We start from the raw sequence: 26,599 nt of genomic DNA on the forward strand, positions 1-26,599 counted from the left end.
CGGTCTGCCCCCCGCCCGTTAGGTTATTCTTCGTTATAACGGTATCCGATGCCGTACAGCGTCTCAATCGCCGAGAACTCGTCGTCGACCATCCGCATCTTCTTGCGGAGCCGCTTGATGTGGCTGTCGATGGTCCGGTCGTCGACGTAGACCTGGTCGTCATAGGCCACGTCCATCAGCTGGTCGCGGCTCTTCACGAAGCCGGGACGCTGGGCCAGCGCCTGAAGCAGGAGAAACTCGGTCACGGTCAGGGACACGTCCTTGCCCTTCCAGGTGACCGCGTGGCGCAGCGGGTCCATCGACAGGTTGCCGCGCACCATGACCTTGTTTTCTTCGGTATCGGGCATCGCAACGCCCTCGATCGCGTCCTGGCGGCGCAGGAGCGCACGGATGCGTTCGACCAGAAGCCGCTGGGAAAACGGCTTCTTCACGTAATCGTCGGCCCCCATGCGCAGGCCCAGGACCTCGTCGATCTCGTCGTCCTTGGAGGTCAGGAAGATCACCGGCATGTTGGTCTTCTGGCGGACGCGCTGAAGCAGGTCCATCCCGTCCATGCGCGGCATCTTGATGTCGAACACGGCCATGTCCGGCAGGGCTTTGTTGAAAGCGTCCAGCGCTTGCTGGCCGTCGTTGTAGGTCTCGACCTCGAACCCTTCGGCCTCGAGGGTGATGGAGACCGACGTCAGGATATTCCTGTCGTCATCGACCAAGGCAATTTTCGACATGGGAGATTTCCTCGTGCTGCTCGTTTCTGCCAATTTTTTGCAGCCATAGAATCCACATCCGCCTTTGAAATCAACTCCCAAACGCGAATCGGCCGCCATAATGCGACTATTCAGCATCAATACCCGTTAATTTTGGCTGATTTGTGGCAGCGCCAGCGACAGCCGCCCGCGTGGTTGCGCAAACAGGCGCCGTGCTATCGCTAACGCGACATTGCGCCCTGTTCCTTCACGAAAGCGGCATGTTATAGGGCCTCACGCGCTGCCGTCGCGGCACCGCGCCGACGGGGTTTTCCGATATTCGGATGTCTTGGGACGTTGCGGGCCCCAGTAGAACCACAATCCGGGCTTGGGCCGGAAACAGGAGCACACGAGATGACCATTGGACGGGTGAACCCTTCGTACCGGTTGGAGGAGCAGGGCATCACGGGGCTTGGTAACGTCTATTACAACCTCATCGAACCCTCTCTCATCGAAGAAGCGCTCAAGCGCGGCGAAGGCCACCTGGGCAGCGGCGGCACCATGCTGGTCGAGACCGGCAAGCACACCGGCCGTTCGCCGAAGGACAAGTTCGTGGTCCGGACCGAGAACGTGGAAGACTCGATCTGGTGGGAGAACAACCCGCCGATGGAGCCGTCGAAGTTCGACGTGCTGCACGCCGACATGGTCGAGCACATGAAGGGCCGCGACTACTTCGTGCAGGACCTGTTCGGCGGCGCCGACCCGGCCAACCGGCTGGACGTGCGCGTCGTGACCGAGCTTGCCTGGCATTCGCTCTTCATCCGCCACATGCTGCGCCGCCCGGAGCGCGAGGAGCTGGACGAGTTCGAGCCCGAGTTCACCATCATCAACTGCCCGACGTTCAAGGCCGACCCCGCCAAGCACGGCTGCCGGTCGGAAACCGTGATCGCGCTCAACTTCGACAAGAAGGTGATCCTGATCGGCGGCACCGAATACGCGGGCGAGAACAAGAAGTCCGTCTTCACGCTTCTCAACTACATCCTGCCCGGCAAGGGCATCATGGCGATGCATTGCTCGGCCAACCACGCGCCGGGCAACCCGGTCGACACCGCCGTCTTCTTCGGCCTGTCGGGCACCGGTAAGACGACGCTTTCGGCCGACCCCAGCCGCGTGCTCATCGGTGACGACGAACACGGCTGGTCGGACCGCGGCACCTTCAACTTCGAGGGCGGGTGCTATGCCAAGACGATCAACCTCTCGGCCGAGGCCGAGCCTGAGATCTACGCCACCTGCTCGATGTTCGGCACCGTGATCGAGAACATGGTCTACGACGCGGAGACCAAGGAGCTCGACTTCGAGGACAGCTCGATCACCGAGAACATGCGCTGCGCCTACCCGCTCGAGTACATCTCGAACGCGTCGACGAGCTCGCTCGGCGGCCACCCGAAGAACATCATCATGCTGACCTGCGACGCCTACGGTGTCCTGCCGCCGATCGCGCGGCTGACCCCGGCGCAGGCGATGTATCACTTCCTGTCGGGCTTCACGTCGAAGACCCCCGGCACCGAGGTGGGCGTGACCGAGCCGATCCCGACCTTCTCGACCTGCTTCGGCGCGCCCTTCATGCCGCGCCGGCCCGAGGAATACGGCAAGCTCCTGCAGGAAAAGATCGCCAAGCACGGCGCGACCTGCTGGCTCGTGAACACCGGCTGGACCGGCGGCGCCTTCGGCACTGGTTCGCGGATGCCGATCAAGGCGACCCGCACGCTGCTCGCCGCAGCGCTCGACGGGTCGCTGTCGGACGCGACCTACCGCAAGGATCCGAACTTCGGGTTCGACGTGCCGACCGATGTCGACGGCGTGGCCGAGGTTCTGCTGGACCCGCGCCGCACCTGGGACGACAAGGACGCCTACGACGCCCAGGCCGAGAAGCTGGTGAAGATGTTCGCCGAGAACTTCGAGCAGTACCTCGAATACATCGACGACGACGTCAAAGCCGCCGCCATCGGCTGATGCGGCTGGACATGATCAAGACTGCCCTGCGCCCCGCCCTCATCGGCGGGGCGCTTGTGCTTTCGGCGGTCGCGGCGCGCGCCGACATGGCCCCGCCCCGGGTGGGCGACGGCATCGTCTTCGTCGAGGCCGGGCTTTTCTGCCCCCTCACCGCCACGGGGCGCGAGGCGGCGCCGGACACGGAACGCGGCTACATCGACGTGATCGACCAGATCATGACCGCCGACTTCGCGACCACGACGGTGCCGGGCGAGGTGGGCATCGGCTTCGGCATCCGCTTCAAGCTGCCGGAAGGGGCTCCGTCGCGCGCCGCGCGCATCGTGACCACGCATCCTCCATTCGGATCGCCGCCGGTGACGACCGAGAGCTACGCCACCACCGTGCATGGCGACAGCACCAATGCTTCGCTCTTCACCTTCGACTTCCCCTACGAGATCGCGCTGGGCGAATGGACCCTTTCCGTCGAGATCGGCGGTGAGATCGTCCTGTCGCAAAGGTTCAACGTCGTCCCGGCCGAAGAAAGCTTCATCCGCGCCAGCATGTGCGACGGCCCCGCGATGACGAGCTAGGCCATCAATCCGCGCCGTACGAGGTTCAGCCCGGCGATCGCCAGCACCACCAGCATCGCGCGTCGGAAGGTCGCCTGCGGCATCCGGTCGTGCAGCACGTAGCCCAGCGCCATGCCTGCCAGCGCCGGCACGATGGCGGCGAGCGAAAGCGGCAGGGTCTGCGCGTTCAGGACGCCCGAGCGCAGGTGCGCGGCCAAGAGGGCCACGGACCCGATGCCGTAGATCACCCCCTGGACCCGCATCGCCTCGGACTTGGGCGCGTCGGTGGCGGCGAGGTACATCACCGTCGGCGGCCCCCAGATGCCCGACATGCCACCCATGAAGCCCGCGAAGCCCCCGATCAGCATCTCGTCCCGGCGCCGGTGGCGCGGGTCGAGCCGCAGCACCCAGCCCGCCAGTTGAAGGACCGCGAAGATCACCAGCGGCACCCCGATCACCAGGAACAGCGCGCGCGACGGGATCACGCCAACGAGCTGTGCGGAGCCGACGAGGAAGACAAGCAGCGCCGCGAGGAACAGGCGATAGCGCTTCACGGCGGTCCAGGCGCCCTGCCACCCGCCGCGGAGGGCCTGGCGCCCGTTGGTCACCAGCGTCGGCAGGATCAGCGCGGCGAGCGCCGTTTCGGCGGGCAGGATCGAGCCCAGGCCCGAGATGATGATCATCGGCATCGCGAAGCCCACGGCGCCCTTCACGAAGCCCGCGAAGAGCACGATCGCCGTGGCTGCCACGAGCGTCGCACCGGGCAGGTCTGCAAGAAGGCCGAGCACGTCCATGCCCTTTCCTAGCCCGCGCGAGGGGCGGGTGCAGCCCAAAACTGTCGGGTTATTTTAGTAACGATACGCGGCGTCACGCGAATTATTGTTGCGCTGCACCTGCAAAATACCTATCACCGTCGGGACCGAAAACGAGGGGAGATTCCCATGCCCAAGGACGCCGCCATGCCCCAGCCGCTGCTCGACGACCTCCTGAGCCTGACCGGCGCTGCCATCGCCCCGGCGGAGACATTGCTCGAGACCGCGACGACCCGCGTCCGTGACGCGGTCAGCGAAGGCGGCAAGGTCAGCGCGGCCCTGCTGGAACAGAACCAGTCAGCAGCCCACGGGCTGGCATGGCTCGCCACATATGTCGAAAGCCTGCGCCAGATGCAGGCCTGGGCACAGCGCCTGACCGAAGCCGGTGACTTCGGCGAGATGGAAGCCCTGATCCACCAGATCGCCTTCGGCGAATACCTCTGGCAGATGTACGGCGGCATCCCGATGTCCCAAAACGAGATCGTGCGCCCGCAGGACATGTTCCTCACGCAGGACGATCAACTGGCGCTGATGGTCGACGCGGTGATGACCCTCACGCAGGGCGCCAACACCCCCGCCGCGCGTGCGCGTCTCGTCGAACTGATGCGCGACAACGCGGGCCACGCCACCTTCGGCACCTCGGGGCTCGACGAAGAGCTCGAGATGATCCGCGAACAGTTCCGCCGCTACGCCGACGAAAAGGTCGTGCCCTTCGCGCACGATTGGCACCTGAAGGACGAGCTGATCCCGATGGAGGTGATCGAGGAGCTGGCCGAGATGGGCGTCTTCGGCCTCACCATCCCCGAGGAGTTCGGGGGCCTGGGCCTGTCCAAGGCGTCGATGGTGGTCGTCTCCGAAGAGCTGTCGCGCGGCTACATCGGCGTCGGTTCCCTCGGCACCCGGTCCGAGATCGCAGCCGAGCTGATCCTCGCCGGCGGCACGGACGCGCAGAAGGAGCACTGGTTGCCCAAGATCGCCTCGGCCGAGGTTCTGCCGACGGCGGTGTTCACCGAGCCCAATACCGGCTCCGACCTCGGCTCGCTCCGCACCCGCGCGGTCAAGGACGGCGAGGATTACCGGGTCACGGGCAACAAGACCTGGATCACCCATGCCGCGCGCGCCAACGTCATGACGCTCCTCGCACGCACCGACCCGGCCACGGACAATTACCGCGGCCTGTCCATGTTCATCGCCGAGAAGCAGGCCGGCACCGACGACGACCCCTTCCCCACCCCCGGCATGACCGGCGGTGAGATCGAGGTGCTGGGGTATCGCGGCATGAAGGAATACGAGCTGGGCTTCGACGGTTTCCACGTGCCCGCCGCCAACCTCTTGGGCGGCGAAGAGGGCCAGGGCTTCAAGCAGCTCATGCAGACCTTCGAATCCGCCCGTATCCAGACCGCCGCCCGTGCGATCGGTGTCGCGCAATCCGCGCTCGAGACCGGGATGCAATACGCCGAGGACCGCAAGCAATTCGGTAAGTCCCTCGTCAACTTCCCGCGCGTGGCCGGCAAGCTCGCCATGATGGCGGTCGAGATCATGGTGGCCCGCCAGCTCACCTATTTCTCCGCCTGGGAGAAGGACAACGACCGGCGCTGCGATCTCGAGGCGGGGATGGCCAAGCTCCTGGGCGCCCGCGTCGCGTGGGCGAGCGCCGACAACGCGCTGCAGATCCACGGCGGCAACGGCTTCGCGCTGGAATACCAGATCAGCCGCATCCTGTGCGACGCGCGCATCCTCAACATCTTCGAGGGCGCGGCAGAGATCCAGGCACAGGTGATCGCGCGCCGGCTCCTGGGCTGACCCGGGTCACATCGCAATCAAAAAAAGCGCCGCGGAAGCGGCGCTTTTCATGTGGGGGGTCAGGCTTCCGGCAGGAGCCCCGCGGGCTTGTCCGGATCTTCGGCGAAATCGCGTGGCGGCTCGTCAAGCGCGGCGGTCGAACGCTTGAACTCGTAGCGCATCAGCGGGCCATCCTCTTCCGAGGCCACGATCAGGCATTGGTACAGGTGATTGGGGCCGGAATAGAGATCCACCAGCCCGCGCAGCTTCGGCGCATCTTCGATGTCGAGCGCGAAGCCGCCATCACGGTACTCGAGGACGCGGAACATCTCCTCCCCGACCTTCACGCGCAGGCGCGATGCGCGGCGCATGTCCTTCTTCTGCGCCTCGAGCAGTCCTTCCTGCACTTCTTTCGGCAATGCGTCCATGTCACCCTCCGTTCGGCCTTCCACGATGACAGGAACATGCCACCCGTCAACGGAACGTGTCGGGGGGCAGCGAGTTCCCGGTCAGGTGTTGTTTTCTTCCACCAGGTCGACACCCACCACCGGGCGCAGCACGTGCGGCTTCGCCGGGTCGTAAAGCGCCGAGTCCTTGAAGTCGCGCACCCGCCCCAATGCGGGACCGACAAGGATGAGCGCGGTGCGCGTGATCTTCTCCTTGCGCACCTTCATCCGGATGTCCGACAGGGTGCCCCGGATCATCATCTCGTCCGGCCAGCCAACGCGGTAGGCGACGACCACCGGGCAATCCGCCCCGTAATGCGGGGTCAGTACCCGCTCGATCTCGCGCATGTTGCGCACGCCCAGGTGTATCGCCAGCGTCGCCCCGGTCCGCGCGAAGTTCTCCAGCGTCTCGCCCTCGGGCATGGCGGTGGATTGCATCGACACGCGGGTGAGCACGATCGACTGCGCGATCTCGGGGATCGTCAGCTCCTGGCCCAGCGCGGCGGCGGCGGCGGCATAGGCGGGCACGCCCGGCACGATCTGGTAATCGATCCCGTCGGCCGCGAGGCGCCGGATCTGCTCCGCGATCGCACCGTAGAGCGACGGGTCGCCGGAATGCACGCGCGCCACGTCCTCGCCGCGCTTGTGGGCCGCGACGATCTCGGCATGGGTATCCTCCAGCGTCATGGGCGCGGTGTCCATGACCCGCGCGCCCTCGGGGGCGCAGGCGACCACTTCCGGCGGGACGAGCGAACCGGCGTACAGGCAGACCGGGCACTCCCCGATGATCCGCTGGGCCTTCAGCGTGAGAAGCTCGGGGTCGCCCGGACCCGCGCCGATGAAATAGACGGTCATTGGGTGTCCTCCGTTTCAAGATGCCGATTCCCCACGTCCCGCAGATCACCGTCGATCCGGCGGGCATAACCGCGCGGGGTGAACATGCGGGGCCCCTCGCCCAGCTGCGCCAGTCGCGAATTGGACGAGCCCACGAGCACGACGGTGAGCATGTCGACCTCGTCGACCTCCAGGTCGGCCAGACGCCTGTACCGCAGCTCTTCCTCCGGACGTCCCAGCGACGACGCCAGGAGCACCGGCGTGTCGGCCGGGCGATGCTTCAGCAGGATGTCGCGCGCCTCGGCCAGGAGCGTGCGGCGGCGGCGGGAGACTGGGTTGTAGAAGGCGATCACGAAATCCCCTTCGGCGGCGGCGTGGAGCCGTTTCACGATGTCCGCGCGCGGCGTCAGCAGGTCACTCAGCGAGATCGCGCAGAAATCATGTCCAAGCGGCGCACCGGCGCGCGCGGCCGCGGCCTGAAGTGCGGAGACGCCGGGGGTCGAGATCACCTCGACCCGGCGCGCGGCATCGGTGACGCCGCCGTCGCCCGCGCCCCGGTCGAGCAGTTCGAAGACCAGCGCGCCCATCGCGTAGATGCCCGCGTCGCCCGAACAGATCAGCGCGACGTTCTTGCCCTGCCCGGCCTGCTCCAGCGCGTAGCGGCACCGGTCCTCTTCACCGCCCAGCGGGAAGTCGGAACGCGTCTTGCCGGCAGCCAGGGGGCCCAGCAGGTCGATATACAGGCCATAGCCCACCAGCTCTTCTGCCTCCTGGATAAGGCGGGAGGCTTCGGGCGTGCGCCACGTTGCCTGCCCCGGGCCGATCCCGATGATCGACAGACGGCCCCGGGCGCGGCCCGCGGGGGTTGTGACAGGTGCGGGGGCCTTCGCCAGCGCGCAGGTGGTGTTGGCGGTCTTGCGCTTGGTGACGGCAAGCGTCGCATCGGCCCCGGCACAGGCCAGGGCTGCGCCCTCGGAGACGCCATGGCAGCCCACTTCGGCGAAGACCACGTCCGACGGCGTGGCAAGCCGCGGCGTCATCGCCTCCAGCTCTTCGGCCGTGAAGAGCCGCAGCGGCACGCCCAGCGTCTCCGCGAGCGCGTTCATCGCGGGCTCGTCCCCCTTGAGGTCCAGTGTCGCCACGGCCGCGATCGCGCCAGGGGCGACCTTCGCCTCGTCCAGCATCGCCTCGACCGAAGCGGCCAGCTCCGCCGGATCGGCGCCGCGCGCACAGCCCACGCCCAGCACGTGGGTCTGCGGGTGGTAGACGAGCCGGGTGTCCGATCCTGCCTCCGGCGCCTCGGTGACGACGAGTTCCACGGTGCCTTCCGGGTCGCTGTCGATGTCGAAGATCGCCTCGCCGGTCACGCGGGCGCGGGCGCCTGCGAGCATCGCGGCCATCACCGGCTTCGCGTCCTCCGGGTTGGCCAACCGGTAGCCCGCCGGCGGCACGTCCAGCGCCACGCCGATGGCCACGTCGCCAGCGGTGGTGACGGCGGCCTTGGCGTCGAGCATGTCGGCGATCTCGTGGGCCAGCCGGTTCGCGCCCCGGTGCCCGCCCAAGAGAGGAATGGCCACGCTGCCGTCATCCGACACCGCCACCACCGGCGGCTCCGAGCGCTTGTCGGCAAGGATCGGGGCGACAGCGCGGATCAGGATACCCGCGGCGCAGACCCCGACGATCGGCGTACCGGCTGCGAAGAGGTCGCGGGCATGATCGAGCGCGTTCGGAAAGAACGCGTCGGCCACGTCCACGCGGCCCTCGCGGCCGTGGACCTGCGCGCCCAGGGCGGCGGCGATGCGGTGGGCGACCGGCTCACCGGAGCGGTTCAGGCAGAGGACGACGGGTGTCACAGCCATGGATCGGAGCCTTTCGACACGAGGATGAGGGAAAAATAGGGCGCCGCCTCCGGCGCATCGGCCAGCGGGAGGATGCGTTCGGTCTCCATTGTGGCACGTTCCACGTAGAGCGCGCGGTCGACGAGCCCGCGGGCGGCAAGCACGTCGCGGATACGGCCAAGGTGGCGGCCCACCTTCATGATCACGACCGCCTCGGCCGCATCGATCCGGGAGGCGAGCGCGTCGCTCTCCAGCGGGCCGGGGAGCACGGTCAGCACCTCGTTGCGCGCGACCAGCGGCAAGGCCGCGCGGGCGGTCGCGGCGGAGACCGAGGTGATACCGGGGATGACCTCGACGGGGAAACGGTCCGACAGGCGCGCGTGGAGATACATGAACGAGCCGTAGAAGAACGGGTCCCCCTCGCACAGGACCGCGACATCGCGCCCGGCGGCGAGCGCCTCGGCGATCCGCCCGGCCCCGACGTCGTAAGCCGCCTGAGCAGGTTCGCGGGCCTTGGTCATGGGCACTTCGATGACGATCTCGTCTGCGTCCGACCGGATCAGGTCGGCGGCGATGGAGCGCGCGAAACTGTCGGTGCCGGGCAGCGCCGGATAGGCCACGACCCCGGCCGCACCAATGGCGCGCGCGGCTTTCAGCGTCATCAGGTCGGGATCACCCGGCCCGAGGCCCACGCCGATCAGGGTTCCGGTCATCGTTTCACGAGGCTCCATTGCGTCACCGGCATCGCCGGACGCCAGCCGGTGCGCGGCCCGATCTCGTCGGCCCGCGACACGGCAAGCTGGATCAGCTCGCCCCCGTGGCGGTGGTAGAGGTCGATGAGCGTCGCCTGGCTTTCCAGAGTCACCGCATTGGCCACGAGGCGTCCGAGCGGTTTGAGGGCATCCCAGGCAGCGGCGTAGGTCTCTTCGCTCAGGCCCCCGCCGATGAAGACCGCATCCGGCGCCTCGAGCCCCGCGAGCGCGTCCGGCGCGGTACCTTCGATCACCTGCAACTGCGGCGCGCCCAGCGCGAGCGCGTTCTCGGCGGCCATGGCGCGCCGGTCCGCGCGCGGTTCGATCCCGATGGCGCGGGCATAGCGCGCCGCGCGCATCCATTCGACGGCGACCGAGCCGCAGCCGGTCCCGATGTCCCACAGAAGCGCACCGCGCATCGGCATGAGCTTGGCCACCGTCAGCGCCCGGACCTCGCGCTTGGTCATGGTGCCGTCATGCTGGAAGAGATCGTCCGACAGCCCCGGCACGCGCGGCATGAGCGCGGCATCGGGGGCGGCGACGCATTCGACCGCGAGCGTGTTGAACGCAGGCACCTCGTGGTCCCAGCTCTCCGCGATCCCGTCGAAACGCGTCTCCTCCGCCCCGCCCATGTTGGCGAGCACGGTCATCGGCGAGCGCCCGAAGCCCCGTTCGGTCAGGAATCGCGCGATCTGGCCCGGCGTCTCGCTCCCGGTCGTGAGGATCAGGAGCCGCGCGTCGGGCTGGATGAAGGCGATCATCTGCTCGACCGGGCGACCGTGAACCGTCAGCGTCTCGAGATCCGCCATCGACCACCCCATGCGGGCGGAGGCGAGTTGGAAGGCCGAGAGCTGCGGGTGATAGGTGATCTCGCCCGGCGGGATCGCACGCCCGATCCGGGCACCGACCGAGAACCAGAGCGGATCGCCGGTCGCCAGCACGACCACGCGCTTGCCCTTGTACGACAGAAGCTGGTCGATCAGCGCATCGAAGGGCGAGGGCCAGGCGACCCGTTCCGCGGTAACGCGGTCGGACAGGTCGTGGTGGCGGTCGCCGCCCACGATGATCTCCGCCGCCTCGACGACCGCGCGCGTGGCGGGGGTGAGGCCGTCGAGCCCGTCCTCGCCGATGCCCACCACATGAAGCCAGGCCTGGGTCATTGCACCACCTCCGGGAGTCCCGCGGCCAGCGCGTTGACGGCGGCCGAGGCCATCGCCGACCCGCCACGCCGCCCGCGCAGGGCGACGAAGTCACAGCCGCGCGGATTGTTGGCCAGCTCGGCCTTGCTCTCCGCCGCACCCACGAAGCCGACGGGGAAGCCAAGGATGAGCGCCGGCTTCGGCGCACCGGCGTCGAGAAGTTCGAGCAGGTGGAAGAGCGCGGTCGGCGCGTTACCGATGGCGACCACGGCGCCGTCGAGATGATCGGCCCAGAGCTCCACCGCCGCCGCGGAGCGCGTGTTGCCGATGTCGCGCGCCCTGTCCGGGACGCCCGCCTCGTTCAGCGTCACGATCACCTCGTTGCCCGCGGGCAGATAGCGCCGGATGATCCCGGCGCCCACCATTTCGCAATCGCACAGGATCGGTTTGCCCGCCGCCAGCGCCGCCTCACCGGCCGCGAAGGCCTCGCCCGAGAAGGCCAGCCGGTCGGCCACCTCGACCATCCCGCAGGCATGGATCACCCGCGTGGCCAATTGCGCCATGCCCGGCGTGAACCGGTCGAGCCGCGCCTCCTTCTCCACCGTCGCGAAGCTCTGCCGATAGATCGACGCGGGGTCACGCTCGTAGCGCAGCGGGGGGCGCGTCATTTCGTGCGCGCCGACTCGGGGCCGTGCGGGTGCTTGGCGTGGGGATACTGGGCGTGATGGTGATGGTGGTGGCCATGATCGTGGTCGTGATCGTGATCGTGATCGTGATCATGGTCATGGTGGTGGTGATGGTCGTCCAGGTGCAGACGGCATTCGCCGGTGCAGAACGTGTCGCAATAGGTGCAGTCTTCAACGCGCGACCCGGGGGCCTGTGCGCCCTGCCCCTCGACATGGTGGTGATGGCTTTCCTGCACCGCACCCACCTCGGCCTCGAAGCCGATGACCTCGACCCGGTACTTGCACATCACGCAGGTCGGCGGCGGGGTGTCGGAGAAGGCCGGGTGGCCTGCCCGGTCCTCGGGCTTGATATGCGCATGCGCGCCGTCTGAGAGCGACAGGACCTGTTCACGATACGGGCAGGTGCCGCAGTTCGGGGGCGGCACGGTGCCGGTCTGCTCGGTCACGCGCTCCGCGAAGGTCTCGAGCACCTTGGGGTGATCGTTGAGGTAGCCCGCCTTCACGAACTGGATCTCCGGGTGATCCGCCGCGACGCGGTCGGTGAAGCCGTAGATCCGGTCGATCAGGATGCCGGTGAACAGGAAGTACGGGAACACCACGATCCGCTTGTAGCCCAGCTTCGTCGCGTGACGCAGGCAGGGCTCAACCAGCGGGAAGGTGACGCCGGAATAGCCCACCTCGAGCCAGCCGAAACCCAGCCCTTCTTGCAGCAGCCGGGCAATCTTGGCGACGTTCGCATTGGCATCCGGGTCCGAGGCACCGCGCCCGATCACGACGAGGCAGGTGTCCTCGAGCGCCACCGGGCCGTGCGCGGCGTCCGCCGCCGCGACCGCGTCGCGCACGCGCTCACCGGCGGCCGCGACCATCTTGGGGTCGACGCCCAGTTCGCGTCCGTAGGACACCTCGATCCCGTGCTCGGCGCCGTAGGCATTGAGCACCGTGGGGATGTCGTTCTTCGAATGCATCGCGGCGAAGAGCATGCCGGGGACCGCGAGGATGCGGTCGCACCCAGCCTCGCGCAGGTTGTCGAGGCCCGCGCGGATCACCGGGTTGGCGAATTCGAGGTAGCCGTAATCGACCATCCAGTCTTCGGGGAAATAGGCAGGGAGCTTCTCGGCCAGGACCTTGAACTCGTCCACCGCGGCCTGGCTGCGCGAGCCGTGGCCGCAGATCATCACACCGGTCTTCGACATGATCAGGACTCCTGGGGCTCGGCGTCGGCTTCGTCCGCCGCTTCGGCGTCCTTGCCCTTCGATCCGCGCAGCGCGCCCCATACGGCGAGTCCGATGGCCACGCCGATGGCGACGCCGGCAGCGACATGGTCATGCCCGGCCGCGTCGACCAGGTGGCCCGGGTGGGCCATCGCGACGGCAGGCATGAACGCGAGAATGGCGGTGAGGCAGGCTTTCATCGGCATGGTCCTTCAATTCGTCGGGCGCGAAGAGGCCATGCGTCTTGCCTTGACGACACCGCGCCCGGACCCCCTGATTGGGTCGGTCCCGAAACGGTCAACCTCTCCGGCCCCTCTGATGGGGCATCGTCACGCTTCGCTCTACAGGAAAGACGACATTCGCTCAATGGCCCGCGACATTGTGCAGGGATGCACGAAAGCTGCGCTCTCTGAACCATTTCGCACAGAAGCGCGTTCTCCTATCTAGGATGGCAGGAAAAGGAGGCACCGATGGGTTATCTCGAAAACGGCGAATGGCAGACCGGTTGGTACGACACCAAGAAGCACGGCGGCAAGTTCGTGCGCAGCGAGACGAAGTTTCGCAACTGGGTCACGCCCGACGGATCGGCGGGCCCCTCGGGCGACGCCGGGTTCAAGGCGGAAAGCGGCCGCTATCACCTCTACGTCTCCTATGCGTGCCCCTGGGCGCACCGCACCCTGATCTTCCGGACCCTGAAGGGGCTTGTCGAGCACATCGACGTGTCCGTCGTGCATCCCGACATGCTCGATGACGGCTGGACCTTCGACCAGGATTTCGTCGGCGCCACCGGCGACCGGCTTTTCGGCAAGTCCTACCTGCGCGACATCTACACCGAGGCCGACCCGCACATCTCGGGCCGCGTGACGGTGCCGATCCTGTGGGACAAGAAGACCAACTCGATCGTGTCGAACGAATCCGCCGAGATCATCCGCATGTTCAACTCGGCCTTCGACGGCATCACCGGCGACCGGCAGGATTTCTACCCGGACGCCCTGCATGACGAGATCGAGGCGGTGAACGAGCGGGTGTATCACACGCTCAACAACGGCGTTTACAAGTCGGGCTTCGCGACCACCCAAGAAGCCTATGACGAGGCCGTGGGCGAGCTCTTCGACACGATGGACTGGCTCGAGGACCGGCTTTCACGCCAGCGCTACCTTGCCGGCGACCGGGTCACCGAGGCCGACTGGCGGCTTCTGCCCACGCTGCTACGGTTCGACCCGGTCTATCACGGGCACTTCAAGTGCAACCGCAACAGGCTGGTCGATTTCGACAACCTCTGGGCCTATGCCCGCGAGCTGTACCAATGGCCCGGCGTGGCGAACACGGTGCACCCGGATCACTACATCCGGCACTACCATTACAGCCATGAAACCGTGAACCCGTACCGGATTATCCCGATCGGCCCGACCATCGACTGGGACGCGCCGCATGGCCGGGACGAGGTGTTCCCGGTGGCCAAGTCGGCCTGACGCGAAAGGCGGTTGCCCCCGCCCGTGCATGACCCGATAGTCGGGTCATGCAGGTTCTTTTGCTCATCATCATCGGGGCGGCGGCCGGGTTCGTGGCGACACGGATCATGGGGCGCGAGACCGACATTCTCACCACCATCGCCATCGGCGTCATCGGCGCGCTGTTCGGCGGCCTGCTGCTGCGGGTGATCGTGGCGGTGGGGTCGTTCGCCTTCGGGTTCATCGGCGCCGTCGTGGGCGCCGTGTTCCTGATCTGGTTCTGGGACACCTACATCCGCAAATAGCGGCTACTTGAACGGGGCCATGCCGGCGCGCGCCAGTTCGTCGGCGCGCTCGTTCTCGTCGTGGCCAGCGTGGCCCTTGATCCACTTCCACTCGACGTTATGACGCTTCTGCGCCTCGTCCAGGCGCTGCCACAGCTCGACGTTCTTCACCGGCTTCTTCGCCGCGGTCTTCCAGCCGTTGCGCTTCCAGCCGTGGATCCAGCCGGTCACGCCGTTCTTCACGTAGGCCGAGTCGGTCACGATGGTGATGTGCGAGGGCCGCTCCAGTGTCTCGAGCGCCATGATCGCGGCCATCAGTTCCATCCGGTTGTTGGTGGTCGCCGCTTCACCGCCCTTGAGCTCCCGGGTCTTGAGCACCCGGTCGCCCTCCTTGGCTTCGAGCAGGACGCCCCACCCCCCGGGTCCGGGGTTCCCGGAGCAGGCGCCGTCGGTATGCGCAACCAGGTCAACCACGGCACAGCATCCAGATCCAGGGGGCGCGGGTGCCGTCCAGCCCCCGGCCCACGCCGTGCTTGCGGGTGATCGGGGTGAACCCCGCCTCTGCCAGTCTCTCTTCCAACTCGTCCTCGCCGTAATAGGTGTAGAACCGGCCCAGCGCGTCCCGCGCCTCCCCGGTGCCCAGCTTCACGCCGATATGGAAATACCCGCCGGGCTTCAAGGCCCCGTGGATCGCCGCCAGGTGGCGCGGCAGGTCCACGCGCGGCGCGTGGAGGAGCGAGAAATTGGCCCAGATGCCATCATACGTGGCCTCCGCATCCAGATCGTCGAAGGTCGCCACCCGCGCCGGAACGCCGCGCGCCTGCGCGAGCTCCACCATCGCCGCCGAGGCATCGGTCGCGTCCACGACGCGCCCGGCCGCCACCATCTTCTCGGCCATCGCGCCGGTGCCGCAGCCGAGGTCGAGAACGCGCGCGCCCTCCGGCACCGCCGCGAGGAAAGCGTCGAGCCCGGGGTGCGAGTCGCGCGACACCATGTCCGCGTAATCCTGCGCCTTCGCGTCGTAGACCGCGATCGTTTCCCGGTCCGCGCTCATGGCGCGAAATGGCCGATCACGAGGCAGGCCACCACCACCGATGTCAGAAGCATCCGCAACCGCATCCACCACGACGGAGCAAGCCCCAGCTGCATCGCAGCCCGGTCCACCGGCAGGAGAAACAGGAACCCGGCCGCGAGCGTCAGCAGCGCGAAGTCACCGAAGGCGAAGAAGAAGGCCCAGAGCGCGGGGATCACCGACAGGACGTAGAACGTGGCCGCCTGCCGCCCGTTGGCACGCGTGGCGAAGCCCCAGATCACGCCGGACATGAAAGCGAGGATGATCGTTCCGTAGTCGGCCAGTACCGCGTAGCCCGTGAAGAGGGCCGAAACCTGAGGCACGTCGACGAAACTGGTGACGAGGCCCCAGAGGAACGGGATCAACCCGGCGAGTCCCAGCGCGAGCGGCGCGCGGGGGATGGAGGTCGCCGGGGCCGGGTTGCTCATGCGGGTTCCCGAAGCACGCGGGGCACCTTGAACTCGACGTTCTCGGTCGCGGTCTCGACCGTCTCCACGGTCACGTCGAAGCGTTCGCGGAAGGCCTCGATCACCTCGTCGACCAGAACCTCGGGCGCGCTGGCGCCTGCGGTCAGGCCCACCGACCCCACACCTTCCAGCGCGCGCCAGTCGATTTCGTTCGCCCGGGCGACGAGCTGCGAATAGGCGCAGCCGCGGGCGCGGGCGACTTCGACCAGCCGACGCGAGTTCGAGGAATTGGGCGCACCGATCACCAGCAGGGCGTCCGCCTTGGGCGCGATCGCCTTCACGGCTTCCTGCCGGTTGGTGGTCGCGTAACAGATGTCTTCCTTGTGCGGCCCGATGATCTTCGGGAACCGGGCCTTGAGCGCCGCGACGATGCCCGCCGTGTCGTCCACCGACAGCGTCGTCTGCGTGATGAAGGCGAGCCGATCGGGATCGCGGGGGGCGATCTTTTCCACGTCCGCCTCGGTCTCGACCAGGAGCACCTCGCCATCGGGCAGTTGTCCCATCGTGCCGATCGTCTCGGGGTGGCCCACGTGGCCGATCATCACCATCTGAAGCCCGTTCTGGTGGTGGCGCTCGGCCTCGATATGCACCTTCGACACCAGCGGACAGGTCGCGTCGACATAGACCATCTCGCGCCGTTCGGCTTCGGCCGGGACGGCCTTGGCCACGCCGTGGGCCGAGAAGATGACCGGCCGGTCCGAGGGCGCTTCGTCCAGTTCCTCGACAAAGACCGCGCCCTTGTCGCGCAAGCCGTCGACCACGTACTTGTTGTGCACAATCTCGTGGCGGACATAGACGGGCGCGCCCCATTTCTCGATCGCCATTTCGACGATCTTGATGGCGCGGTCCACGCCCGCACAGAACCCGCGCGGGGCGGCGAGGATGAGTGTGAGAGGCGGCTTGGTCATGTCGGCTCCTTTTCCCACACCCACCTAATCACGCTGGGATTTGAGGTCCAGCCTTCGCGCAATCACATCATGGTCGGCCGGGGCCATGAAAAAACCCGGCTCCCTCGCGGGGGCCGGGTCCGGTGTTTCGGTGCGGGCCGTCTCAGGCGTCCGCGTCTTCCTGCTGGACGTTGCGGTCCGGGCGGTCTTCGCGCGGCGGACGGCCGATCACGTCCTTGAGGTCTTCCAGCTCGATGAAGTTGTCGGCCTGGCGGCGCAGCTCATCGGCGATCATCGGCGGCTGGCTGCGGATGGTGGAGACCACCGAGACCCGCACGCCCTTGCGCTGAAGCCCCTCGACGAGCGGGCGGAAGTCGCCGTCGCCGGAGAACAGGACGATGTGATCGACATGCGGGGCGATTTCCATGGCATCGACCGTGAGCTCGATGTCCATGTTCCCCTTCACCTTCCGGCGACCCATCGAATCCGTGAATTCCTTGGCCGGTTTCGTGACCATAGTGAAGCCGTTGTAGTGAAGCCAATCGACCAGCGGGCGGATCGGCGAGTAGTCGTCGTTTTCGAGAAGCGCGGTGTAGTAGAACGCGCGGAGCAGCTTGCCGCGGCGCATGAATTCCTGCCGCAGAAGCTTGTAGTCGATGTCGAAACCCAGCGACTTGGCCGCCGCGTAGAGATTCGAACCATCGATGAACAGCGCAAGCCGTTCGTCTTTGTAGAACATAATCCATCCTTCCGAATTGTGTTCGCCGTCCGTGCCGTGAGTGGTATGTGCGAAAAAATTCAGCCGACGACGAATTCGCGACAAAATAGGGATAACGCCCGATGACGCAACCTCATGAGAAACCCCGACGTGAGGTGACAGCCCTCATCGCACTGGGCAGTAACGCAACGTCACCGGCCGGTGGCCCGGCCCAGACACTGCGCGCCGCGATCTCTTCGCTCGAGCGCGGGCCGTTCGAAATCCTCGCCCGCAGTCGATTCTACGTGTCTCCTTTCATCCCCCGCGGGGCGGAGCCAGATGTCGTGAATGCCGTGGTCGATGTCGCGACGGACCGCGACCCTGACAGCATTCTGTCGTGCCTTCATGAGATCGAGGCATCCTTCGACAGAAAGCGCCGTGAGCGGTGGACTAGCCGAACCCTCGATCTCGATCTTCTGAGTGTGGACCAAATCATACTCCCTGACCAGACCACGCTGCGCGGATGGGTCAACTTACCGCCTGACCAGCAGAAATCTGCCGCGCCGGGCGAGCTGATCCTGCCGCATCCACGCCTTCAGGACCGGGCTTTCGTGCTGGTCCCGGCCGCCGAGATCGCGCCGGACTGGCGCCATCCGCTCCTGGGCCGGACGATCCGCGAGATGCGCGACGCGCTGCCGCCGGCCGACCGCGACGTGATGCGGCCCCTGGACGATGCGTCTTGAGACCCGGCTTGGGAACCCCGGCCGGATCAGGCCCGCCGATGCGCGCGGCAATTCGCCGAATCCGCTTGTGTTCAAGCTTTTTTGCGCCTACATAGCCGTTTCACATCCGCGAAGTAATGGAGTCCCTCAATGGCCCGCGTGACGGTTGAAGATTGCGTTGACAAAGTGCCGAACCGGTTCGACCTGGTGATGCTCGCCGCCCACCGGGCGCGCGAAATCTCGTCCGGTGCGCCGCTGACGGTCGACCGCGACAACGACAAGAACCCGGTCGTGGCCCTGCGCGAGATCGCCGACGAAACCCAGACGGCGGATGAGCTCGAAGAGCGGATGATCGGTTCGCACCAGACCCAGATCGAGGTCGACGAGCCGGAAGACGACCAGATGGCGCTGCTCATGGGTCAGGAAACGCCGGACAAGCCGGACGATGACGACATGACCGATGAAAAACTGCTGCGCGCGCTGATGGAGGCACAGGGCGAACGCTGACCCTGTCGCGAACTCATGGATGGTGCTGAACTGAACGAGCTTTCGCCGGAAGAGCTTGTCGCGCAGGTCCGCGCCTACAACCCCAAGTCCAATTCGGATCTCATCCGCGCGGCCTTCGACTACGGCCGCGAGATGCACGAGGGGCAATTCCGCCATTCCGGCGAACCCTATTTCACGCACCCGATCGCCGTGGCCCACATCCTTGCGGGCCAGCAGCTCGACGATGCCACGATCATCACCGCGCTGCTGCACGACACGATCGAGGACACCGGGTCGACCTATTCCGCCATCGCCGACCAGTTCGGGACCGAGGTCGCCGAACTCGTCGATGGTGTGACCAAGCTCACCAACCTGCAGCTTTCGTCGGTCGAGACCAAGCAGGCCGAGAACTTCCGCAAGCTCTTCATGGCCATGTCCAAGGATCTGCGCGTGATCCTGGTGAAGCTTGCCGACCGGCTGCACAACATGCGCACCATCCGCGCGATGCGGCCCGAGAAGCAGGTCCAGAAATCGCGCGAGACGATGGACATCTTCGCGCCGCTCGCCGGCCGGATGGGCATGCAGTGGATGCGCGAGGAGCTCGAGGATCTCGCCTTCCACGTGCTCAACCCCGATGCCCGCGCCTCGATCATCCGGCGGTTCGTCCACCTGCAGAAGGAATCGGGCGACGTCATCAACAAGATCACCAAGGACATCCGCATCGAGCTCGACCGCGTCGGGATCGAGGCAGAGGTCTTCGGCCGCGCCAAGAAGCCGTATTCGATCTGGCGCAAGATGCAGGAGAAGGACCAGTCCTTCTCGCGCCTGTCGGACACCTACGGCTTCCGTGTGATCACCGCGACCGAGGCCGATTGCTACGCCGTGCTGGGCGCCGTCCATCAACGCTGGCGCGCGGTGCCGGGGCGCTTCAAGGACTACATCAGCCAGCCGAAATCGAACGGTTACCGCTCGATCCACACCACGGTGTCGGGGCGGGACGGCAAGCGGGTCGAAATCCAGATTCGCACCCGCCAGATGCACGATGTCGCCGAGGCGGGGGTCGCGGCGCACTGGTCCTACAAGGACGGGGAGCGGGTCGAGAACCCCTTCGCGGTCGACCCCGCCAAGTGGATCGCCTCGTTGACCGAGCGTTTCGAGAACGCCGAGGATCACGACGAGTTTCTCGAGAACGTGAAGCTCGAGATGTACCAGGACCAGGTGTTCTGCTTCACGCCCAAGGGCGAGGTGGTGAAACTGCCGCGCGGGGCGACGCCGCTCGACTTCGCCTACGCGATCCACACGCGGATCGGCGACAGCTGCGTGGGCGCGCGGGTGGACAACATCCGGGTGCCGCTCTGGACCCGGATCAAGAACGGCCAGTCCGTCGAGATCATCACCGCCGAGGGACAGAGCCCGCAGGCAAGCTGGCTCGACATCGTCGTGACCGGCCGCGCCAAGTCGGCCATCCGCCGCCGGCTGCGCGAAGAGGACCGTGAACGCTTCATCCGCCTGGGCCGGGAACTGGCCCGCGTGGCCTTCGACCACGTCGGGCGCAAGGCCACCGACAAGGCGCTCGCCACGGCGGCCAAGCAGATGGGCCTGGGCAGCGCCGAGGACCTGCTCGCGCGTCTCGGGTCGGCCGACATCGCCGCGCGCGACGTCGTCGCGACGCTCTACCCCAACGCTGCCGACACCGGCAGCGAAGTCGATGCCGACCGCGCCGTGATCGGCCTGGAACCCGGCCAGAGCTTCACCCGCGCCAAGTGCTGCCAGCCGGTGCCGGGCGAGCGGATCGTGGGCATCACCTACCGCGGCAAGGGGGTCGTGGTGCATTCCATCGACTGCCTCGCGCTCGAGGCGGTGGACGGCGACAGCTCGCGCTGGGTCGACGTGCATTGGCATTCCGGCCAGCACCCGTCGATCCACACGGTCACCCTGAACGTGGTCATCGCGAACGGTCCCGGCGTCCTGGGTCACATTTGCACGTTGATCGGCGAGCAGAAGGCCAATATCTCGAACATGGAATTCATTGACCGCAAACCGGACTATTTCCGGCTCCTCATCGATGTGGATTTGCGGGATGTCGAGCATCTGCACGCCGTCATGCTGGTGCTCGAAGCGGAAACGGACGTGGCCGAGATCCGAAGACACCGGGACCTCGACCGCGCGCCATAAGACAAGGAGGGCGGTGCAGCGATGTTCAAACGCAACCCGCGCTCCTATCTCAGGATCCTGGTGGAATTCTTCTATCCGCGCGGCGGATGGTACCGCGCGTCGCGCTACGTGATCCACCGCGTGCGGCGCCTGCCCGACCCGGCCGACCGGATCGCCCGGGGCATCGCCGCCGGCGTGTTCGTGAGCTTCACGCCACTCTTCGGCCTGCATTTCGTGACCGCCGCGCTCATCGCCTGGATCATCCGCGGCAACATGCTGGCCGCGGTGCTGGCCACCTTCGTGGGCAACCCGCTTACCTTCCCCTTCATCGCGGGCTTCAGCCTTCAGTTGGGCAACAAGATCCTGGGGAACGTGCATGGCCACCTGCGGCTCAGCGAGATCGTCGAGGCGTTTTCGCGGGCGAGCGAGGACATCTGGCACAATTTCCTGTCCATCTTTACGCACCGGCAGGCCGACTGGGCCGGTCTCGACCTGTTCCTGGACAGGATCTTCCTGCCCTACCTCGTGGGCGGCCTGCTTCCCGGTCTGGCGCTCGCGTTCATCGCCTTCGGGTTGTCGCGGCCCCTCATCACCGCCTATCAGAAACGGCGGGTGAAAATGCTGCGCAAGAGTTACGAGAAGCGCATGGCCGAACGCGCCAAGCGGCAGAAGGAGAACGAAACATGACACGCGACCTGCGTCTCGGCGTGAACATCGACCACGTGGCGACGGTGCGCAACGCGCGCGGCTCTGCCTATCCCGACCCGGTGCGCGCGGCGAAGCTGGCCGAAGAGGCCGGGGCCGACGGCATCACCGCCCACCTGCGCGAGGATCGCCGGCACATCGGGGACCAGGACATCGAACGCCTCGTCGCGGAGCTTTCCGTGCCGCTCAACTTCGAAATGGCCGCGACCGACGAGATGCAGGCCATCGCGCTGCGCCACAAGCCGCACGCCGTCTGCATCGTGCCGGAGAAGCGGCAGGAGGTGACGACCGAAGGCGGGCTGGAGGTGGCCAAGCAGGAAAACCGGCTGGCCCATTTCATCGCCCCGCTGGCCGACGCGGGATGCCGGGTGTCCATCTTCATCGCCGCCGACCGCGCCCAGATCGAGGCCGCCAACCGGATCGGCGCGGCCGTGGTCGAACTTCACACCGGCGCCTATTGCGACCTTCACGCCGAAGGCGAGTTCGAGGCCCGCGACGCGGAGCTCGAACGCCTGCGCGACATGGCGGCCTTCGCCCATTCCCTGGGGCTCGAGGTGCACGCGGGCCACGGCCTGACCTATGACACGGTCGGCCCGGTCGCGGCCTTCCCAGAGGTGCGCGAGCTCAACATCGGGCACTTCCTGATCGGCGAGGCGATCTTCCGCGGCCTGCCCGACTCGATCCGCGAAATGCGCCGGTTGATGGACGCGGCCCGGGCATGACGCTGGGCGAGCTGATCCCGATCCTCGCCGTCTGGGTGGTCGCGGTCGGCTCCCCGGGCCCTGCCAACCTCACGCTTCTGACCACTGCGCTCGGCTCCGGCCGGCGCGCGGCGCTTGGCGTGGCGAGCGGGATCATCACCGGTTCGATCACATGGGCCACCGCCGCCGGGCTCGGCCTCGGCGCACTCATGATGACCCACAGCTGGAGCATCGAGGTGCTGCGTTATCTCGGCGCGGCCTACCTCTTGTTCCTCGCCATCCGCTCGGCCCGGTCGGCTTTCCGCAAGTCCACGCGGGAGCTCGAGCCCGCGCGCGCCGGGATCGGCTTTCGCAAGGGCTGGCTCAAGGGCGCGGCGGTGCACCTGACCAACCCCAAGGCGATCTTCTTCTGGGGCTCGCTCTTCGCGGTGATCGTCAGCCCGGACGCCGCGCGCGCCGACATCGTGACCGTCGGCCTCGCCTGCATCGCCACGTCGACCACGGTCGTCTTCACCTACGCCTTCCTGTTCTCGACCGCACGCGCGGCGCGCGCCTACCTGAAGCTGCAGCAACTCTTCGACGGGCTCTTCGCCGCGCTCTTCGGGGCGGCGGCCCTGTCCATCCTGACCACGAGGTTCGCATGACACGCCTGCTGCCCGTTCTGCTCGCTCTCCTGGCCTCCCCCGCGCTGGCCCAGCCCAACGTCGCCCCCTGCGATTGGCGCGCCGCGGCGACCAACATCGCCGAACCGTGGGCGGAGAACACGCGCACATTCGCCAATGGCGAGGTGCGGCTGGCCAAGATGGACGTGGGCGAACCGGCGGCCGGCGGCTTTCACCTCTTCGTCCTGTCGCCCCCGCGCGAGGAAATGGGACACCGCCAGTGCCGCATCGTCTCCTACGACGACACCATCGGGTTCGCCGCCATCGACTTCTACGGGCTGGGCGCGACCTACGACCCGGCCAGGGGGCTGATGTTCACCCTGCCCGTGCAGATCGCAAACGACAGCGCCACCGGCTTCGTCGACGCGCTCCTGTCGGTGACCGTGAACCAGGCGACGGGCGAGATCGGGACGCGCGTCGACCTGGGGTTCGACTGAGCCTCACCCCACCGCGATCCCGTCCGCTCGCAGTTCGTCCTTCATCCACCGCATGAAATACCGCTGCGCATCGCCCGGACTGCGGTCGCGCGCGGAGACGAGCCAATAGCTCTGTCCCGTCGGCGCCCGCCGCGCGAAAGGCGCCACCACCCGGCCCGCCGCCATCGCCTGCAGATCCAGCGTCTCCCAGGCCAGGAACACGCCCGCGCCGCCCATCGCGGCATCGAAACACAGGCTCCCGTCCGAGAACTCGGGACCCGGCCCCAGGATCGAGGCGTCGAGCCCCTCGGGCGCGAGCCAGGTATTCCAGTCGATCGCGGAATTCAGGTCGCGGATGATCGGCACATGCGCAAGATCGGCGGGCGTCCGCAGCCGTTCCGCCATCTCCGGCGCGCAGACCGGCATCACCCGGTGGGCGAACAGCCGCTCGGCCCGCACGTCCGGGTAGGGCCCCTTGCCCACCCTGAGACACAGGTCGACGTCGCTCGTATTCGGGTCCACCAGCCCGACCGCGCTGTCGATCCTTACCCGGATCTCCGGATGTTTCCCGGAGAACCGCGGCAGGCGCTGCACCAGCCAGCGCGCGGCGAAGATCGGGGCGACCGAGACGACCAGCGAAGCGCGCCGGTCGCGCACCGCTTCGCCCACGGCCGCCGAAAGCTGCCCGAAGCCCGAGGTCAGAAGTCCCGCCATCGCCGCCCCTGCGGACGTCGGCGCCATGCCGCCCGGCCGTCGTTCGAACAGGACCACGCCCAGCGCGCCCTCCGCCTTCGCGATCCGCTGGCTCACCGCCCCGGGCGACACCTGCAGCTCATCCGCCGCGCGCGCCAGCGTACCCAGCCGCGCGACCGCTTCGATCGCTTTCAGGCCGGAAAGGTGGACGCGGTTCAGGTTATGCATGCAGCTTTTCTAAACTCTGCCCTAGCAAAACGCCATGTTTTCGTGACCAAGCGACAGGCATGATCCTTCAAAACGAAAGGACAGCCCATGCACCGCCTGCTCCCCAGGATCTTCCGCCCCGGCCCGGTCCGCCCCAGCGCCCCGGCCGACCCGCACGACCATCCAGCCCTGCGCGACCTCGAACCCGCCGCACTCGCCGACCTGCCGCACCCCATCAAAGCCCCTTGACGCCGCCGCGCCGAACGGTCAGCGAAAGCACATGATTTTGGGGATCGGCACCGACCTTGCGAACATCGACCGGATCGCCGGCGTACTGGAACGCCACGGCGATCGGTTCCGCAACCGTGTCTTCACCGAGGTCGAGCAGGCCAAGGCAAATCGTCGCAAGGACGAGGCCGGCACCTACGCCAAGCGATGGGCGGCGAAAGAGGCCTGCTCCAAGGCGCTGGGCACCGGCCTGCGCATGGGCATCTCGTGGAAGGACATGGCGGTCTCCAACCTGCGTACGGGGCAGCCCGTCATGCACCTGACCGGCTGGGCCGCCGATCGTCTGGCCGAAATGACCCCCGAGGGACACGAGTCCATCGTGCACGTGACCCTCACCGACGATCACCCCTGGGCGCAGGCTTTCGTCCTGATCGAAGCCCGCCCGGTTGCTTGACTCGCCTGCCGGACCCGCTCATGTAGCGCGGGACAGTTGTGGAGGCAGGATCGCATGGCAAAAGAGAAAAAAGACGGCGGTTTCGTCGAGACGATCAAGACGGTCTTCTGGGCGCTGCTGATCGCGGGCATCTTCCGGACCCTCTTCTTCCAGCCCTTCTGGATCCCCACCGGCTCGATGAAGGACACGCTGCTGATCGGTGATTTCCTGTTCGTCAACAAGATGGCCTACGGCTACTCGCAGTATTCCTGCCCCTTCGCCATGTGCCCGATCCCGGGCCGCATTCTGGGCTCGGAACCCGAGACCGGCGATGTCGTCGTGTTCCGCCACCCCACGCTGGGCAGCGACTACGTGAAGCGCCTGATCGGCAAGCCGGGCGACCAGATCCAGGTGCAGGACGGCGTGCTCTTCATCAACGGCGAAGAGGCCACGCAGGTCCCGGCCGGCACCTACGAGGAAATCTACCGCGCACAGGGCCGCTTCGGCACCTTCCCGCTCTGCTCGAACGCCCCGGTGGGCCAGGGCGGAACCTGCGTGAAGGAGCGTTTCATCGAGACCCTGCCCAACGGCGTGGAGCACTCGATCCTCAACGTGGCCGACGGGCGGCTGGACAACACCAACGTCTTCACCGTGCCCGAAGGGCATTACTTCTTCATGGGCGACAACCGTGACAACTCCACCGACAGCCGGGTGAGCCAACGCGCCAACGGCGTGGGCTTCGTTCCCGAGGAACTGCTGCTCGGCCGCGTCGACCGGGTGATCTTCTCGGCCGCGGGCAAGCGACTGCTGTTCTTCTGGACCTGGCGCGGCGACCGGTTCTTCGAAAAGATCGAATGAAGCTCTCTGCGGACCTGAAAGCGTTTTCCGACCGGATCGGGCATCGGTTCCAGACGCCCGACCTGTTGATCCGTGCCCTCACCCACGGCTCGATCTCGACCGACACCCGGCCGGACAACCAGCGGCTCGAATTCCTGGGCGACCGGGTACTGGGTCTCGTGATGGCCGAGGCGATCCTGGCCGCCGACAAGGCGGCGTCCGAAGGCCAGCTCGCCCCCCGTTTCAACGCGCTCGTGCGCAAGGAAACCTGCGCCGACGTGGCGCGCGAGGTCGACCTGGGCGCGGTGCTCAAACTCGGCCGGTCCGAGATGATGTCGGGCGGCCGGCGCAAGCAGGCGCTGCTGGGCGACGCGATGGAAGCGGTGATCGCCGCCGTCTACCTCGACGCCGGGTTCGAGGCGGCCCGCGCCATGATCACGCGCCTTTGGGGCGACCGGATCGCGACCGTCGAAGAGGACGCCCGCGACGCCAAGACCGCGCTCCAGGAATGGGCCCAGGCCCGCAAGATGCCGCCGCCGAGCTACACCGAGGTGGCGCGTGACGGCCCGGACCACGCCCCGGAATTCACCATCGAGGCCCGGCTCGCCAACGGCGAGGCGGCGACGGCCAAGGCCAGGTCCAAGCGCGCCGCCGAACAGGACGCGGCCCGCGCGCTCCTCGACCGGGTCGAGGGCTGATCCCCCTTCTTCGTTTCCGAAATACCTCGGGGATAGCCGGGCGCGTGCGCCCGGC

At 67.1% G+C, this 26,599-nt stretch carries 31 protein-coding genes; 15 read left to right on the forward strand and 16 right to left on the reverse strand.

Going from position 1 to position 26,599, the window contains the following annotated elements:
* Positions 1-23 precede the first annotated feature (23 nt).
* Positions 24-725: a response regulator transcription factor gene (locus GQE99_RS19620; protein WP_161353650.1), complete on the reverse strand. Its 702-nt coding sequence runs from the start codon at positions 723-725 to the stop codon at positions 24-26.
* 372 nt (positions 726-1,097) lie between these two features.
* Here GQE99_RS19620 and GQE99_RS19625 point away from each other — a divergent pair, with 372 nt between their 5' ends.
* Both GQE99_RS19625 and GQE99_RS19630 read left to right on the forward strand, forming a co-directional pair.
* Positions 1,098-2,696: a phosphoenolpyruvate carboxykinase gene (locus GQE99_RS19625; protein ID WP_161353651.1), complete on the forward strand. Its 1,599-nt coding sequence runs from the start codon at positions 1,098-1,100 to the stop codon at positions 2,694-2,696.
* Entirely contained in the window at positions 2,696-3,265 is a 570-nt protein-coding gene (locus tag GQE99_RS19630) for a DUF3859 domain-containing protein (protein ID WP_161353652.1), read from the forward strand. The genes GQE99_RS19625 and GQE99_RS19630 overlap by 1 nt, the downstream gene beginning before the upstream one ends.
* Here GQE99_RS19630 and GQE99_RS19635 read toward each other — a convergent pair.
* The gene (locus tag GQE99_RS19635; RefSeq protein ID WP_161353653.1) at positions 3,262-4,038 is read right to left on the reverse strand and encodes a sulfite exporter TauE/SafE family protein; all 777 of its coding nucleotides are present in this window, start codon (positions 4,036-4,038) and stop codon (positions 3,262-3,264) included. The two genes, GQE99_RS19630 and GQE99_RS19635, sit on opposite strands and share 4 nt — an antisense overlap.
* 147 nt (positions 4,039-4,185) lie before the next feature.
* On the opposite strand from GQE99_RS19635, the gene GQE99_RS19640 reads away from it, so the two are divergent.
* Positions 4,186-5,859, forward strand: a complete 1,674-nt coding sequence (locus GQE99_RS19640) for an acyl-CoA dehydrogenase family protein (protein WP_161353654.1) — start codon at positions 4,186-4,188, stop codon at positions 5,857-5,859.
* A gap of 59 nt (positions 5,860-5,918) precedes the next feature.
* Here GQE99_RS19640 and GQE99_RS19645 read toward each other — a convergent pair whose 3' ends face one another.
* The 8 genes from GQE99_RS19645 to GQE99_RS19680 all read right to left on the reverse strand — a co-directional run bounded on the left by GQE99_RS19645 (position 5,919) and on the right by GQE99_RS19680 (position 12,950).
* A complete protein-coding gene (locus GQE99_RS19645; RefSeq protein ID WP_161353655.1) occupies positions 5,919-6,266 on the reverse strand; it encodes a hypothetical protein in 348 nt (115 codons plus the stop codon).
* 81 nt (positions 6,267-6,347) lie between these two features.
* Positions 6,348-7,139: a precorrin-4 C(11)-methyltransferase gene (gene cobM / locus GQE99_RS19650; protein ID WP_161353656.1), complete on the reverse strand. Its 792-nt coding sequence runs from the start codon at positions 7,137-7,139 to the stop codon at positions 6,348-6,350.
* On the reverse strand, positions 7,136-8,977 hold the full coding sequence (gene cobJ / locus GQE99_RS19655; RefSeq protein WP_161353657.1) for a precorrin-3B C(17)-methyltransferase: 1,842 nt from the start codon (positions 8,975-8,977) through the stop codon (positions 7,136-7,138). The genes cobM and cobJ overlap by 4 nt, the downstream gene beginning before the upstream one ends.
* The gene (gene cobI / locus GQE99_RS19660) at positions 8,968-9,669 is read right to left on the reverse strand and encodes a precorrin-2 C(20)-methyltransferase (protein ID WP_161353658.1); all 702 of its coding nucleotides are present in this window, start codon (positions 9,667-9,669) and stop codon (positions 8,968-8,970) included. Before cobI ends, cobJ begins: the two co-directional genes overlap by 10 nt.
* Positions 9,666-10,868, reverse strand: coding sequence for a precorrin-6y C5,15-methyltransferase (decarboxylating) subunit CbiE (gene cbiE, locus GQE99_RS19665; protein ID WP_161353659.1), 1,203 nt, complete (start codon positions 10,866-10,868; stop codon positions 9,666-9,668). The genes cobI and cbiE overlap by 4 nt, the downstream gene beginning before the upstream one ends.
* Positions 10,865-11,515: a precorrin-8X methylmutase gene (locus tag GQE99_RS19670; protein WP_161353660.1), complete on the reverse strand. Its 651-nt coding sequence runs from the start codon at positions 11,513-11,515 to the stop codon at positions 10,865-10,867. Before GQE99_RS19670 ends, cbiE begins: the two co-directional genes overlap by 4 nt.
* On the reverse strand, positions 11,512-12,726 hold the full coding sequence (locus GQE99_RS19675) for a sirohydrochlorin chelatase (protein WP_161353661.1): 1,215 nt from the start codon (positions 12,724-12,726) through the stop codon (positions 11,512-11,514). The genes GQE99_RS19670 and GQE99_RS19675 overlap by 4 nt, the downstream gene beginning before the upstream one ends.
* 2 nt (positions 12,727-12,728) lie before the next feature.
* The gene (locus GQE99_RS19680) at positions 12,729-12,950 is read right to left on the reverse strand and encodes a DUF6732 family protein (RefSeq protein WP_328794229.1); all 222 of its coding nucleotides are present in this window, start codon (positions 12,948-12,950) and stop codon (positions 12,729-12,731) included.
* A 264-nt stretch (positions 12,951-13,214) separates the two neighbouring features.
* Here GQE99_RS19680 and GQE99_RS19685 point away from each other — a divergent pair, with 264 nt between their 5' ends.
* Together GQE99_RS19685 and GQE99_RS19690 are read left to right on the forward strand one after the other, a co-directional pair.
* Positions 13,215-14,216, forward strand: coding sequence for a glutathione S-transferase family protein (locus tag GQE99_RS19685; RefSeq protein WP_161353663.1), 1,002 nt, complete (start codon positions 13,215-13,217; stop codon positions 14,214-14,216).
* A 47-nt stretch (positions 14,217-14,263) separates the two neighbouring features.
* Positions 14,264-14,500: a GlsB/YeaQ/YmgE family stress response membrane protein gene (locus tag GQE99_RS19690; RefSeq protein ID WP_161353664.1), complete on the forward strand. Its 237-nt coding sequence runs from the start codon at positions 14,264-14,266 to the stop codon at positions 14,498-14,500.
* A gap of 3 nt (positions 14,501-14,503) precedes the next feature.
* On the opposite strand, the gene rnhA is transcribed toward GQE99_RS19690, so the two are convergent.
* The 5 genes from rnhA to GQE99_RS19715 form a co-directional block, all read right to left on the reverse strand.
* Entirely contained in the window at positions 14,504-14,953 is a 450-nt protein-coding gene (gene rnhA, locus GQE99_RS19695; RefSeq protein ID WP_161353665.1) for a ribonuclease HI, read from the reverse strand.
* Complete coding sequence (locus GQE99_RS19700; RefSeq protein WP_161353666.1) at positions 14,946-15,533, reverse strand: class I SAM-dependent DNA methyltransferase; 588 nt, start codon at positions 15,531-15,533, stop codon at positions 14,946-14,948. The genes rnhA and GQE99_RS19700 overlap by 8 nt, the downstream gene beginning before the upstream one ends.
* A complete protein-coding gene (locus GQE99_RS19705) occupies positions 15,530-15,979 on the reverse strand; it encodes a DUF3429 domain-containing protein (protein ID WP_161353667.1) in 450 nt (149 codons plus the stop codon). The genes GQE99_RS19700 and GQE99_RS19705 overlap by 4 nt, the downstream gene beginning before the upstream one ends.
* Positions 15,976-16,926, reverse strand: a complete 951-nt coding sequence (gene ispH / locus GQE99_RS19710; RefSeq protein ID WP_161353668.1) for a 4-hydroxy-3-methylbut-2-enyl diphosphate reductase — start codon at positions 16,924-16,926, stop codon at positions 15,976-15,978. Before ispH ends, GQE99_RS19705 begins: the two co-directional genes overlap by 4 nt.
* A 142-nt stretch (positions 16,927-17,068) precedes the next feature.
* Complete coding sequence (locus GQE99_RS19715) at positions 17,069-17,644, reverse strand: LabA-like NYN domain-containing protein (protein ID WP_161353669.1); 576 nt, start codon at positions 17,642-17,644, stop codon at positions 17,069-17,071.
* Between the two features lie 101 nt (positions 17,645-17,745).
* Here GQE99_RS19715 and folK point away from each other — a divergent pair, with 101 nt between their 5' ends.
* From folK to GQE99_RS19750, 7 genes are all read left to right on the forward strand, one after another.
* Complete coding sequence (folK, locus tag GQE99_RS19720) at positions 17,746-18,345, forward strand: 2-amino-4-hydroxy-6-hydroxymethyldihydropteridine diphosphokinase (protein WP_161353670.1); 600 nt, start codon at positions 17,746-17,748, stop codon at positions 18,343-18,345.
* Positions 18,346-18,474: 129 nt separating this feature from the next.
* On the forward strand, positions 18,475-18,831 hold the full coding sequence (gene rpoZ / locus GQE99_RS19725; protein WP_161353671.1) for a DNA-directed RNA polymerase subunit omega: 357 nt from the start codon (positions 18,475-18,477) through the stop codon (positions 18,829-18,831).
* A 15-nt stretch (positions 18,832-18,846) separates the two neighbouring features.
* A complete protein-coding gene (locus GQE99_RS19730) occupies positions 18,847-20,985 on the forward strand; it encodes a RelA/SpoT family protein (RefSeq protein WP_161353672.1) in 2,139 nt (712 codons plus the stop codon).
* 21 nt (positions 20,986-21,006) lie between these two features.
* On the forward strand, positions 21,007-21,651 hold the full coding sequence (locus GQE99_RS19735) for a DUF2062 domain-containing protein (RefSeq protein WP_161353673.1): 645 nt from the start codon (positions 21,007-21,009) through the stop codon (positions 21,649-21,651).
* The gene (locus GQE99_RS19740; RefSeq protein WP_161353674.1) at positions 21,648-22,391 is read left to right on the forward strand and encodes a pyridoxine 5'-phosphate synthase; all 744 of its coding nucleotides are present in this window, start codon (positions 21,648-21,650) and stop codon (positions 22,389-22,391) included. Before GQE99_RS19735 ends, GQE99_RS19740 begins: the two co-directional genes overlap by 4 nt.
* A complete protein-coding gene (locus GQE99_RS19745) occupies positions 22,388-23,014 on the forward strand; it encodes a LysE family translocator (RefSeq protein ID WP_161353675.1) in 627 nt (208 codons plus the stop codon). The genes GQE99_RS19740 and GQE99_RS19745 overlap by 4 nt, the downstream gene beginning before the upstream one ends.
* On the forward strand, positions 23,011-23,469 hold the full coding sequence (locus GQE99_RS19750) for a hypothetical protein (RefSeq protein WP_161353676.1): 459 nt from the start codon (positions 23,011-23,013) through the stop codon (positions 23,467-23,469). The genes GQE99_RS19745 and GQE99_RS19750 overlap by 4 nt, the downstream gene beginning before the upstream one ends.
* A gap of 3 nt (positions 23,470-23,472) precedes the next feature.
* On the opposite strand, the gene GQE99_RS19755 is transcribed toward GQE99_RS19750, so the two are convergent.
* On the reverse strand, positions 23,473-24,369 hold the full coding sequence (locus GQE99_RS19755) for a LysR substrate-binding domain-containing protein (RefSeq protein WP_161353677.1): 897 nt from the start codon (positions 24,367-24,369) through the stop codon (positions 23,473-23,475).
* Positions 24,370-24,628: 259 nt separating this feature from the next.
* Between GQE99_RS19755 and acpS the strand changes: the two genes are divergently transcribed.
* Genes acpS through rnc form a run of 3 tightly spaced genes read left to right on the forward strand, consistent with a single transcriptional unit; the run spans position 24,629 to position 26,544 of the window.
* A complete protein-coding gene (acpS, locus tag GQE99_RS19760; RefSeq protein WP_161353678.1) occupies positions 24,629-25,030 on the forward strand; it encodes a holo-ACP synthase in 402 nt (133 codons plus the stop codon).
* A gap of 54 nt (positions 25,031-25,084) precedes the next feature.
* The gene (gene lepB, locus GQE99_RS19765) at positions 25,085-25,867 is read left to right on the forward strand and encodes a signal peptidase I (RefSeq protein ID WP_161353679.1); all 783 of its coding nucleotides are present in this window, start codon (positions 25,085-25,087) and stop codon (positions 25,865-25,867) included.
* Positions 25,864-26,544, forward strand: a complete 681-nt coding sequence (gene rnc, locus GQE99_RS19770; RefSeq protein ID WP_161353680.1) for a ribonuclease III — start codon at positions 25,864-25,866, stop codon at positions 26,542-26,544. Before lepB ends, rnc begins: the two co-directional genes overlap by 4 nt.
* Positions 26,545-26,599: the final 55 nt, after the last annotated feature.

Source organism: Maritimibacter harenae (genome assembly GCF_009882975.1).
GTDB lineage: Bacteria > Pseudomonadota > Alphaproteobacteria > Rhodobacterales > Rhodobacteraceae > Maritimibacter > Maritimibacter harenae.